The organism is Massilia puerhi (genome assembly GCF_009861485.1).
Map to the genome: position 1 here is coordinate 228,268 of NZ_WOFW01000001.1, position 12,105 is coordinate 240,372.

General features: G+C 68.3%; 10 protein-coding genes. 3 read left to right on the forward strand and 7 right to left on the reverse strand.

Annotation, left to right across the window (positions count from 1 at the left end; translation table 11 throughout):
* Window positions 1–2: 2 nt before the first annotated feature.
* Genes GNT67_RS00985 through GNT67_RS01000 form a run of 4 tightly spaced genes read right to left on the reverse strand, consistent with a single transcriptional unit; the run spans window position 3 to window position 5,441 of the window.
* The gene (locus GNT67_RS00985) at window positions 3–1,613 is read right to left on the reverse strand and encodes a cytochrome ubiquinol oxidase subunit I (RefSeq protein ID WP_159627750.1); all 1,611 of its coding nucleotides are present in this window, start codon (window positions 1,611–1,613) and stop codon (window positions 3–5) included.
* A gap of 40 nt (window positions 1,614–1,653) precedes the next feature.
* Window positions 1,654–3,324 (reverse strand): amino acid ABC transporter ATP-binding/permease protein, encoded by a 1,671-nt coding sequence (locus tag GNT67_RS00990; RefSeq protein ID WP_159627752.1) that lies wholly within the window; start codon window positions 3,322–3,324, stop codon window positions 1,654–1,656.
* Window positions 3,321–5,009: a thiol reductant ABC exporter subunit CydD gene (gene cydD / locus GNT67_RS00995; protein ID WP_159627754.1), complete on the reverse strand. Its 1,689-nt coding sequence runs from the start codon at window positions 5,007–5,009 to the stop codon at window positions 3,321–3,323. The genes GNT67_RS00990 and cydD overlap by 4 nt, the downstream gene beginning before the upstream one ends.
* A gap of 51 nt (window positions 5,010–5,060) precedes the next feature.
* Entirely contained in the window at window positions 5,061–5,441 is a 381-nt protein-coding gene (locus tag GNT67_RS01000; RefSeq protein WP_159627756.1) for a DUF2946 family protein, read from the reverse strand.
* 256 nt (window positions 5,442–5,697) lie between these two features.
* Here GNT67_RS01000 and GNT67_RS01005 point away from each other — a divergent pair, with 256 nt between their 5' ends.
* From GNT67_RS01005 to GNT67_RS01015, 3 genes are all read left to right on the forward strand, one after another.
* A complete protein-coding gene (locus GNT67_RS01005; protein WP_159627758.1) occupies window positions 5,698–6,270 on the forward strand; it encodes a GbsR/MarR family transcriptional regulator in 573 nt (190 codons plus the stop codon).
* Between the two features lie 60 nt (window positions 6,271–6,330).
* Window positions 6,331–6,903 (forward strand): hypothetical protein, encoded by a 573-nt coding sequence (locus GNT67_RS01010; protein ID WP_159627760.1) that lies wholly within the window; start codon window positions 6,331–6,333, stop codon window positions 6,901–6,903.
* Between the two features lie 71 nt (window positions 6,904–6,974).
* Window positions 6,975–7,526, forward strand: a complete 552-nt coding sequence (locus tag GNT67_RS01015) for a YdeI/OmpD-associated family protein (RefSeq protein ID WP_159627762.1) — start codon at window positions 6,975–6,977, stop codon at window positions 7,524–7,526.
* A gap of 26 nt (window positions 7,527–7,552) precedes the next feature.
* On the opposite strand, the gene GNT67_RS01020 is transcribed toward GNT67_RS01015, so the two are convergent.
* From GNT67_RS01020 to GNT67_RS01030, 3 genes are all read right to left on the reverse strand, one after another.
* A complete protein-coding gene (locus GNT67_RS01020) occupies window positions 7,553–8,326 on the reverse strand; it encodes an enoyl-CoA hydratase (protein WP_159627764.1) in 774 nt (257 codons plus the stop codon).
* A 150-nt stretch (window positions 8,327–8,476) separates the two neighbouring features.
* Window positions 8,477–9,673 (reverse strand): acetyl-CoA C-acyltransferase, encoded by a 1,197-nt coding sequence (locus GNT67_RS01025; RefSeq protein WP_159627766.1) that lies wholly within the window; start codon window positions 9,671–9,673, stop codon window positions 8,477–8,479.
* A gap of 26 nt (window positions 9,674–9,699) precedes the next feature.
* Entirely contained in the window at window positions 9,700–12,096 is a 2,397-nt protein-coding gene (locus tag GNT67_RS01030; RefSeq protein WP_159627768.1) for a 3-hydroxyacyl-CoA dehydrogenase/enoyl-CoA hydratase family protein, read from the reverse strand.
* Window positions 12,097–12,105 lie beyond the last annotated feature (9 nt).

Genomic DNA, 12,105 nt, shown 5'->3' on the forward strand with positions numbered 1-12,105 from the left:
GTTTACTCCGCAGTGATCATTGGCGCGGTGCGCATTGCCGGCGTACTGCCGACCAGGGGGCTGTGGACGCCCGGGGAATACCCGACCTCGGTGTCAGGGCCCTTCCGGATCGCCTTGAGCATCAGCTTCATCTCGACCACGATCAGGATCGTGTACAGCACCACGAAGCCGAGCAAGGTGGTCAGGACGGTCTGGATGCCGACGTTCGAGACCGCGACCGCGGTTGGCAGCACGCCCTCGACGGCCCATGGCTGGCGCCCCAGCTCGGCCACGATCCAGCCGGCTTCGGCGGCGACCCAGGGCAGCGGGATCGACCACACCGCCATCTTCAGCAGCCACGGATGGGCATCGAGGCGACGGCGCGCCGACAGCCAGAAGAAGACGGCGGTGAGCACGATGAAATAGAGGCCCAGGCCGACCATGATGCGGAACGACCAGAACAGCGGCGCCACTTGCGGCACGGTGTCGTTGGCGGCCTGCTTGATCTGCGCCTCGGTGGCCTGGCGCGGATCGTCGACATAGCGCTTGAGCAGCAGCGCATAGCCCAGCACCTTGCCGTGCTCTTCGAACCGGGCCTGCAGTTCGGCCGGCACCGGCCCCTTGCCGCCAAGCGCGCGGATCCGTTCCAGCGCGTCATAGGCCAGGATGCCCTGGCGCACGCGCACCTCGGCCAGCGCCACCAGGTCGTTGATGCCCGGGATCTCGGTCGAGATCGAGCGGGTGCCGATCAGGCCCATCACCCACGGGATGTGGATCGCATAATGGGTCTCGCGCGCTTCCTGGTCGGGAAAGCCGACCGCGGTGAAGGCGGCCGGCGCCGGCTGGGTGTCCCACATGGCTTCGACCGCGGCCAGCTTCATGTGCTGGTGCTCGGTGGCCAGGTAGCCGCTTTCATCGCCCAGCACCACCACCGACAGCGAGGCGGCCAGGCCGAACGCGGCGGCCACCGTCATCGAGCGCTTGGCCAGCTCGATATGGCGCCCCTTGAGCAGGTACCAGGCCGAGACGCCGAGCACGAACAGCGCGGCGATCACGTAGCCGGCCGACACCGTATGCACGAACTTGGCCTGCGCCACCGGATTGGTCAGCACCGCGCCGAAGTCGGTTACTTCCATGCGCATGGTCTGCGGATTGAGCATGGCGCCGACCGGATTCTGCATCCAGCCGTTGGCGATCAGGATCCACAGGGCGGAGAAGTTGGTCCCGATCGCGGTCAACCAGGTGACCATCAGGTGCTGGCGCTTCGACAGCCTGTCCCAGCCGAAGAAGAACAGGCCGACGAAGGTCGCTTCGAGGAAGAACGCCATCAGGCCTTCGATGGCCAGCGGGGCGCCGAACACGTCGCCGACATAGTGGCTGTAGTAGCTCCAGTTCATCCCGAACTGGAACTCCATCACCAGGCCGGTGGAGACACCGATCGCGAAGTTAATCCCGAACAGCACGCCCCAGAACTTGGTCATCTGGCGCCAGATCGGGCGGCCGGTCATCACGTACACGGTTTCCATGATGGCGATGACCATCGACAGCCCCAGTGTCAGGGGGACGAACAAAAAGTGATACAGCGCCGTGAGGGCGAACTGCAGTCGGGAGAGCCCGACGACGTCGAGATCCATGGTGGAGTCCTTTCTTCTTCAATGAATCGATGGTGGTGTTTCAGTCGGGACGCAGCGCGCCGAGTGCCGCGTCGAATCCATGTGTGCCGCGCCGGTGATCGGCGACCAGCCTTCCCGCGCGCAGCACCAGCAGGCGGTCGGCCAGTTCAGCCTCACGCCGCAGGTGAGTGGCGAGTAACACCGTGCGTGCGCCGGCATGACGCTGCAGGCGCGCCAGCACGTCGGCGGCGGTGGCCGCGTCGAGCGCCTCGGTCGGTTCGTCCAGCAGCCACAGGTCGGCCCGGCACAGCAGCAGGCGCGCCAGCGCCAGGCGCCGCGACTGGCCCCCCGACAGGCCCAGGCCGCCCTCGCCCAGCGCGGTGTCCAGGCCGCGCGCCAGCATGCGCACGTCGACTTCCAGGCCGGCGCCGCGCAGCGCATTCCACAGCGCCTCGTCGCCCGCCCGCGGATCGGCCAGGCGCAGGTTGTCGCGCACGCTGTCCTGGAACAGTTCGGTGCGCTGGGTCAGCCAGGTGGCGGGCAAGGCCCTCACCTGTCCCGCGTGCGGCGCCAGTTCGCCGGCGACCAGCCCCAGCAAGGTCGACTTGCCGGCCCCGCTGGCGCCGACCACGGCCACCCGCTCGCCGCGCGCGATGCGCAGGCTGATCTCGTGCAGGGCGGCGCCCGCGCGGCCCGGATGCGCCACGCTGGCGTCGCACAGCAGCAGCGCCTCGTCGATCCCGGGCGCGCCGGGGGCGAAGCCGGCATTGGCTTGCGGTCGCAGGCGCGGCGCGATCCGGCGCGCCGCCAGACAGCTGCGGCCGGCCTCGATGGCGCCGCGCCGCAGCGCGGCGAATGGTTCCAGCGCGGCCAGGGCGATCAGCAGGGCCAGCGCCGCGGCCGGCGCCGGCAATCCCAGCGCGGCCACCGCCAGCAGGGTCGCGGCCACGGTCAGGTGGCCGCCGACCGCATAGGTCCAGCCGGCGCCGGTGTCCAGGCGCTGCAGCGCGGCATCCTGGCGCGCCAGTTGCCCGTCGGTGCGCGCCAGCCGTTGGCACTGGGCCGGCAGGCGTGCCGCCATGGCCAGGTCGGTCTGGCCGGCGACCAGGTCGATCGCCCGCGCCCGCAGCCGTTCCAGCGCCTGGGCGCGGCGCAGCGCCAGCGGCCGCGCCAGGCGGGCGACGACGGCGCCCGTGCCCCAGCCGAAGGCCAGCAGCCAGGTGCAGATCGCCAGCCCCAGGCGCCAGTCGAGACTGGCCAGCACCACGCCGGCCAGCAGCGCCGCGCCAAGGGCCGCGACGGCCGGCACGATCAGGCGCAGATAGATCGATTCGAGCGCATCGATGTCGCCGGTGAGGCGAAACAGCAGGCGCGCGGGACGGCGCAGCAAGGCGCGCGCCGCCTGCGGAGCGGCCCAGCCGAGAAACAGGCGTTCGCGCAGCGCGGCCAGCACGCCCAGCGTGGCGTCGTGGGTCACGATGCGCTCGGCGTAACGGCCGAAGGTGCGGCCCAGCGCCAGCAGGCGGATCGTGGCGCTCGGCAGGAACACATTGAACATGGCCCCGGCCAGGCCGGCCAGCGCGGTGGCGGTGATGAACCAGCCCGAGATGCCCAGGAGCGCCATCCCGGCCAGCACCACCAGGGTGGAAAGGAAAGCGCCGAGCGCCATGCGGCGCCCGCCGGTGCGAAGGAACAGGGCCAGGATAAGTGTCAGGTCATCGTGCGATTTCATGCCGCGCTCCGTTTGGTGAAAGGTTCGCCGATGCGCACCACGCGTCCCAGCCGCGCGGCCAGGGTCAGGTCGTGGGTGGCGACGATCAGGGTCCGGCCCTGCGCCAGCGTCACCAGGGCATCGATCACGCCGGCGGCCGTGTCGTGGTCGAGGTGGGCCGTGGGCTCGTCGGCCAGCAACAGGCCGGCCTGCGGCGCGCACATCGCGCGCGCCAGCGCCAGGCGCACCAGCTCGCCACCCGACAGTCCCAGGCCGCCCTCGCCCAGGCTGGCGCCCGGCGTCGCGTGGCCCACATGGCCCAGGCCCGCCCGACGCATGGCGGCGCCGACCGCCGCGCTGTCGATGCCGTCGCGCTCGAGCGACACATTGGCCCGCACCGAGCCGGAAAACACATGCGGCTTCTGGCCGATCCAGGCCATGCGCGCGCGCAGGCCGGCGGCCGAGTGCCGATCGAGCGGCACGCCGCCGATGCGCACGGCGCCGCCGCTGGCGGGCGCCAGGCCGGCGATCACCGCCAGCAGCGTGGTCTTGCCGCTGCCGCTGGGGCCGACCAGGGCGACGTGCTCGCCGGCGCCGACATACAGGTCTTCGCCGTCGAACAGCGGCGCTTCGCCGGGGTGCAGGAACCGCAGGCCTTCGATATCGACCGACGGCGCGACCGGTGCGTGACCGGGGCGCGCTGGCTGCTGTTGCGGCGCCAGCGCACCCGGCAGCGCCAGGCCGGCATGCCGCAGTTCTTGCAGTGCCTCCAGCGCCGCTTCGCCCGCGGCCTTGTCGTGCCACACCGCCGCCAGTTCGCGCAGCGGCTCGAAAAAGGCTGGCGCCAGCAGCAGGATGAACAGGCCCTCGGCCAGGCTCAGGCGCACGCCCCAGCTGCCCGGACCGATCTCGCCCAATAAATGAAAGCCCACATACACCGCCACCAGCGCCACGCCCAGCGCCGAGAACAGTTCCAGCGCGGTCGACGACAGGAAGGCGATGCGCAGCACGCGCATGGTGCTGGCGCGGACGCTGTCGGCGCTGGCGCGCACGCGCTGCGCGGTGGCGTCCACCGCGTCCAGGGCGCGCAGGGTCGACAAGCCGCGCAAGCGGTCGAGCAGCAGGCCGCTCATGCCGCCGATGACCTGCAGTTGCGCCTCGCTGGCGGCCTTGGCGCGCCAGCCGATGACGGCCATGAAGACCGGAATCAGGGGTGCGGCCAGCACCAGGATCAGGGCCGCGGTCCACGAGTAATACAGCACGGCCAGCGCGATCAGCGGCGGCACCAGCAGCGTACGCATGCGCGCCGGCTGGTAGCGCAGCAGCCAGGGCAGCACGGCTTCGGCCTGCTCGGCCAGCGCGCTGGCGGCGCGGCCGCTGGCCAGGCGCTCGCGGTCCAGTGGCGAGCGCGCCGCCAGCGCTTGCGCTGCTTGGTTGCGCAAGGTCGCCAGCTGCGGGCGCGCGGCCGCGAACAGGCGGCGCGCGCCCCAGGCCTCGCTGCTGGCGCGCAGCACGCCCAATGCCAGGTAGGCGCCGGCCGGCAGCAGCATCTCGGCCAGCCCGGCGCCGGTGGCCAGCCGCTGTACCGCCCAGGCCAGCAGCGCTGCCTGCGGTATCCATAGCAGGGCCGCCGCGCTCATCGCGACAGTGGCGTTGCGGGGTGCAGGGACGTGCGTGGCCGGGCCACGGCCTTGGCGGCGAAGCATGCTCTTCTCCAGATGGATGATCGGATGCGGCGAAGCCGCGTTGGAACCGGGTCAGGCCGGCAACGGCGGGGCGCGGCTGCGGTGAGCGCTGCGGATGGCGGCGGCCGGCGGCAGGATCGACCAGTCGCAACGCAGGATGCGCTCGCGCGAGGCGTCGTGCAGCACCAGGCTGCCCGGCGGATGGGCAACCACGGCCAGGTCGTATGGGGTCACGCAGGCCGGGCAATGCATGCCGGGGTGGATGGCCTGGTCCTGGGTCGCGCCAGCGGGGTCGAGCGCCACCAGCCGGGCGCCGGTCGCCGTGCAGACTTCGGTCCAGGCCTGGCCCTCGTGCGTGGCCAGGGTCGACCCGAGGGATGGTGCAAGCACGCCCCACAGGAGCGCCAGGACGGCGAGCCAGAGGACGGGGGAGCGGTTGCGTTGCGCGTTCATGGTGTTCAGTTCTGCGGTGAAGCCGATGCTTTGCCGTGCTGCCTGGCTGACGTCAAACCTTCTAAATCTTTTGAATTTTCAGAAAACAGTGAAATTATGCACCGAAACGCCGGGTTTGTCAGGATAGACGAGTGGCTTGGTCGGGAATTACGCATCTGTTGGCAGTGCCCTGCCCTGTCATGGTGCGACATGCCGTGTGCAGGTCGGCATCACGTGGGATAATCCCTCTTTCAAAAGTATCGAAAAGCTCTCAATCATGACGCCACTGGTCCACACATTCGTCAGTCACTTCGGTGAGATGGGCAGCCGCTGGGGCATCAACCGCACGGTGGGGCAGATCTATGCCCTGCTGTTCGTGACCGAGGAACAGCTGCATGCCGACGACATCGGCGAGAAGCTCGGCATCTCGCGCTCCAACGTCAGCATCGGGCTCAAGGAACTGCAGTCCTGGGGGCTGGTGCGCCTGTCGCGCATCCCCGGCGACCGGCGCGAGTATTTCACCTCGCTGGGCGACGTGTGGGAAATCTTCCGCGTGGTCGCGGCCGAGCGGCGCCGGCGCGAAGTGGCGCCCACCCTGTCGGTGCTGCGCGAATCGCTGATGGCCAATGCCAAGACGCCCGAGGACCAGTTCGCCCAGGAGCGCATGCGCGAGATGCATGAATTGGTCGACCTGGCCAACAACTGGTTCGACGACCTGCAGCGCCTGTCGCCCGAATCGATGTCGCAGCTGATGAAGATGGGTTCCAAAGTGCAGAAGCTGTTGTCGGCCAAGGACCGCCTGTTCGGCGCCGCGGCGGGCAAGGACGCCAAGGACGCCAAGGAAGACTAGCCGTGCTCGCCGATTTCGGTTGACCGGCTAGACTGGCTTTTTCACTGCCGGCCTACCTTCATGAACATCGTCTGTATCGCCTGGGGCTCGCTGTTGTGGAAGCCCCAGGGTCTCAAGCTGGCCTCCGGCTGGCACCCCGGCGGCCCGCCGCTTCCCCTCGAATTCGCGCGCCAGAGCGACGACAGCCCCGAGCTGGCGCTGGTGCTGTGCGAACGCGCGCGCCTGGCGCCGACCTACTGGGCCTATCTCGCCACCACCGACCTCGATCACGCCCGCGCGATGCTGGGCGCGCGCGAGAAGATCACGCTTGAACGGCCCGAGTGGATCGGCAGCATTCCCGCCGTGGATGGCGCCCGCGAAGACCCGCGCGTCAAGGCCTGGCTGCGCGCGCGCCGCATCGACGCCGCGGTCTGGACGGCGATTCCGCCCAAGTTCGATGGCCGCAACGGCCACGTGCCGACGGCGGACCAGGTGGTTGCATGGCTGGAGGGCTGCAGCGGCGAACAGCGCGCGGCGGCCGAAGACTATATCCGGCGCACGCCGGCCCATATCGACACCGCCTACCGGCGCGCCATCGAAGCGCGGCTGGGTTGGCGGCCGCTGCGCGAGGCGCACGTCACGCAGCGGCGCTGATGTGCAGGCGCCGGCATTGACAGTGGCCGAACTGCCTACCTACACTGCGATGGTCGCCAAGCGGAGCCGCCATGGAAGATGCCCACACCGAATTGCGCTTTACAGCAAGCTTGCGCCGTCCCGCTGCTCCACCGGGCGGGGATGACTGGGCCTTCGTGGTCCTGCCGAAGGCGGTCAGTGACGCATTCCCGCGACGCGGCAGGACCAGCATGCAAGGCACGCTCAATGGACGAGCGTTCCAGGCCGTGCTGGAGCCCGACGGCCAGTTGAGCCACTGGTTCAAGCTGCCGGCGCAGTTGATGAAGGATGCGGGCGTGGCGATCGGAGACAGCGTCAGCCTCGATGTTTCTCCATCCCCGACCGAGGCTGAACCGGACATGCCGCCCGAGTTCGGCGAAGCGCTCGCCGCATCGGCGCCGGCCAGGGCCAGCTGGAACGCCACCACCACCATCGCCCGCATCGACTGGATCCACTGGATCGAATCGGCCAGGCAGGCCAGGACCCGCGCAAGCCGCATCGCCGATGCCGTCGACATGCTCGCATCGGGCAAGAAGCGGGTCTGCTGTTTCGACCCGTCGGGCTACTACAGCAAGAGCCTCGAGCCGCCGCGCGAGGCGCAATAAGACGCACCGAGGCCCGCCGCTCGCCGTCAGTCGAACTTGCTGAAATCGGGCTTGCGCTTCTCGAAGAAGGCGGTGAACGCTTCCTTGGCTTCGGCGCCGGTCAGCATGGCGCTGAAGTGCTCGTTCTCGGCCGCGATGGTGTCCTTTACCAGCGTGCCGCGCGCGCGCTTCATCAGCGCCTTGGTGGTGCGGATCGATGCTGGGGGCAGCTTGGCCAGCTTGGCGGCCTGGCCCTGGGCGAAGAACAGCAGTTCGGCGGCCGGCAGCACGCGCGCCACGATGCCCATTTCCAGCGCTTCCTGGGCCACGAACGGTTCGCCCAGCAGCAGTTTTTCGGCCGCGCGGGTGTAGCCAGCCGATTGCGCCACCAGCAGCGACGAGGCGAATTCGGGGCACAGGCCGAGCTGCGTGAACGGCATCGAGAATCTGGCGTTGTCGGCGGCGTAGACCAGGTCGCAGTGCATCAGCAGGGTGGTGCCGATGCCGACCGCGGCGCCGGCGACGGCCGCCACCACCGGCTTGGTCGCGCCTTCGAGCGCGGTCATGAACTGGAACACCGGACGCTCGGGCGTCATCGCGCCTTCGCCGGTGTTGTTCAGGAAGTCGTCGAGGTCGTTGCCAGCAGTGAAGATCTCGGGCTGGCCGGTGATCAGGATGGCGCGCACGGCGGCGTCCTGCTCGGCCTCGCGCAGCGCGTCGGCCATGGCCTGGTACATCGCGCCGGTGATGGCGTTCTTGCGTTCGACGCGGTTCAATTCGATGGTGAGGATGCCGTCGGCTTTGGTGAGGCGGATGGTCATGGTGTTGTCTCCAGAATGATTCGTGGGCCGCTTGGACGCGTGGGCGGGAGACCCGCCCACCCCACGTCACGCTCGCGGCATTGACGTCGGGTCGTTGGATTTCCCGCCCACGCTGTGAAACCAGGCGGTGCTGGCACCGCCCTTGATGCGTTAGACGCGCTCGATGATGCCCGCGGCGCCCATGCCGGCGCCGACGCACATCGTCACCATGCCGTATTTCAGGTTGTTGCGGCGCAGCGCGTGCACCACGGTCGCGGCGCGGATCGCGCCGGTCGCGCCCAGCGGGTGACCCAGGGCGATCGCGCCGCCCATCGGGTTGACCTTGCTGGTGTCCAGGTTCAGGTCGCGGATCACGGCCAGCGCCTGGGCGGCGAAGGCTTCGTTCAGCTCGATCCAGTCGAGCTGGTCTTGCGTGATGCCGGCCGCGGCCAGCGCGGCGGGAATCGCCACCTTCGGACCGATGCCCATGATTTCAGGCGGCACGCCGCGCACCGCGAACGACGAGAACTTGGCCAGCGGGGTCAGGTTGTGCTCGCGCAGGATTTTTTCGCTGACCACGATCAGGGCGCCGGCGCCGTCCGACATCTGCGACGAGGTCGCGGCGGTGACCGAGCCCTTGGCCGCGAACACGGGCTTGAGCTTGGCCATGCCTTCCGGGCTGGCGTCGGCGCGCGGGCCTTCGTCGCTGTCGACAACACGTTTCTTGATGCTGATCTCGCCGGTGGCCAGGTTCGGCGTGCGGGTGATGACTTCGACCGGGGTGATCTCGTCCTTGAAGTAGCCGGCCTGCTGGGCGGCGATCGCGCGGCGGTGCGATTCCAGGCCGAAGGCGTCCTGGTCTTCGCGCGAGATCTTCCACTGGTTGGCGACGTTCTCGGCGGTCAGGCCCATGCCGTAGGCCAGGCCCACGTTCTCGTCCTTGAAGGTCTCCATATTGATCGACGGGTGGTGACCCATCATCGGCACCATCGACATCGACTCGACGCCGCCGGCGATCATCACGTCGGCTTCGCCCACGCGGATGCGGTCGGCCGCCATCGCCAGCGCGGTGATGCCCGAGGCGCAGTAGCGGTTGACGGTGACGCCGCCCACGGTGTTGGGCAGGCCGGCCAGCACCACGGCGTTACGCGCCACGTTGAAGCCCTGCTCGGCCTCGGGGAACGAACAGCCGATGATGGCGTCGATGATCAGGGCCGGGTCCAGGTTCGGCACGGCGGCCATGGCGCCGCGGATGGCGTGCACCAGCAGGTCGTCCGGGCGGGTCTTGTTGAACATGCCGCGCGGCGCCTTGCCGATCGGGGTACGGGTCGCTGCGACGATGTATGCGTCTTGAAGTTGTTTGCTCATGTCAGTAGTCCTGTTCTGTCGTCAGCTTAGTTGCGCACCGGCTTACCGGTCTGCATCATGCCCATGATGCGTTCCTGGGTCTTCGGATTGTTCAGCAGCGCCACGAAGGCTTTGCGTTCCAGGTCGAGGATCCACTGCTCGCTCACCACGCTGCCCTGGTCGATGTCGCCACCGGTCACGATTTCGGCGATGGTGTCGCCCAGCTGGTAGTCATAGGCCGAGATGAAGCCGCCGTCGCGCATATTGACCATCTGGCCGCGGATCGTGCCCCAGCCGTAGCGGCCGGTGACCGGGAAGGTGCGGCGCGCCGGGGCGCGGTAACCGGCGTCGGACATGGCGCGCGCGGTGGTCTTGGCCACGTGCAGCAGTTCATACGCATTGAAGACGATGATGTCGTCTTCTTTCAGGTAACCCATGGCCTTGGCTTCCAGCGCCGACTTGGATACTTGCGCGGTGGCCGCGTTCATGAAGCCGTTCTTCAAGAATTGCAGGATGTCGTTGCCCTTGGCTTCATTGGCCGCGCGCAGCGCCGCTTCTTTCAGGCCGCCGCCGGCCGGCACCAGGCCGACACCCACTTCGACCAGGCCGATGTACGACTCGATCGAGGCCACGCGCCTGGATGCATGCAGCGCCAGCTCGCAACCGCCGCCCAGCGCCAGGCCGGCAACCGCCGCCACCACCGGGATGTTCGAATACTTCATCGCCATGAAGGTGTCCTGCAGCTCGCGCACGATCGGCTCCATCGCCTTCGCGCCGCCGGCCATGAAGGCTGGCAGGGCCGATTGCAGGTCGGCGCCGGCCGAGAAGGCGCCGCCTTCGGCCGCGTCGGTATTCCAGATCACGATGCCCTTGAAGCCTTGCTCGGCTTCTTTCAACGCGCGCTGGATGCCCTTGATGACGCCATCGCCGATGACGTGCATCTTGGTCTTGAGCGAGATGACCAGGATCTCGTCGTCCGCGTGCCACAGGCGCACGGAGTCGTCTTCGAACACGGTGGTGCCGAAGGTTTTCGGATCGGCGCCGCCCAGGCCGACCACCGGCGCACGGAACTGCTGGCGCGCGTAGACCGGCAGGTCCGACAGCGGCACATACGCGTTCCTGGTGACCGAGTACGAACCTTCAGGGGTGTGCACACCCTTCTCGGCAACCTGACCTTCGAACACCCAGGCCGGCAGCGGCGCGTCCGACAGTGCCTTGCCGGCATCGATGTCTTCCTTCACCCACTGCGCGATCTGGGTCCAGCCAGCCGCTTGCCAGGTCTCGAACGGACCGACGCTCCAGCCAAAGCCCCAGCGCATCGCGAAGTCGATGTCGCGCGCATTGTCGGCGATCGACTCCAGGTGCACCGCGATGTAGTGGAAGGCGTCGCGGAAGATCGCCCACAGGAACTGCGCCTGCGGGTTGGTCGAATCGCGCATGGCCTTGAACTTCTTGACCGGGTCTTTCTCTTTCAGGATGCGGCCGACGATGTCGGCGGCCTTGGCGCCGCCGGCGACGTAGTCACCGGTGGCGAAGTCCAGGCGCTGGATTTCCTTGCCGACCTTCTTGTAGAAGCCGGCGCCGGTCTTCTGGCCCAGCGCGCCCTTCTCGATCAGCTTGGCCAGGATGTCCGGGGTCTTGTAGACGCTGAAGAACGGGTCGTCCTTCAGATTATCTTGCATGGTCTTGATCACATGGCCCATGGTGTCCAGGCCGACCACGTCCGCGGTGCGGAAGGTGCCCGACTTGGCGCGGCCCAGCTTGGCGCCGGTCAGGTCGTCGACCACGTCCACCGACAGGCCGAATTTTTCGGCTTCGACGATGGTGGCCAGCATGCCGAAGATACCGACGCGGTTGGCGATGAAGTTCGGCGTGTCTTTCGCACGCACGACGCCCTTGCCCAGGGTCGAGGTCAGGAAGGTCTCGAGCTGGTCCAGGATTTCAGGACGGGTAGCTTCGGTCGGGATCAGTTCCACCAGGTGCATGTAGCGCGGCGGGTTGAAGAAGTGCACGCCGCAGAAGCGCGATTTCAGTTCGGCGTCGAAGCCTTCGGCCAGCTTGTTGATCGACAGGCCCGAGGTGTTCGAGGCGAAGATCGCATGCGGCGCGATGTGCGGGGCGACCTTGGCGTACAGGTCGTGTTTCCAGTCCATGCGCTCGGCGATGGCTTCGATGATCAGGTCGCAGCCGGCCAGCACATCGAGGTTGTCCTCGTAGTTGGCCACTTCGATCAGCGCGGCGTCATCCTTGTTGCCCAGAGGGGCCGGCGACAGTTTCTTCAGGTTCTCGATGGCGCGCAGGACGATGCCATTCTTTGGACCGTCCTTGGCAGGCAGGTCGAACAGCACGACCGGCACCTTGGCGTTCACGCAGTGGGCGGCGATTTGCGCACCCATCACGCCGGCGCCCAGCACGGCGACTTTCTTGACGATGAAATTGGACATGTGAGGTTT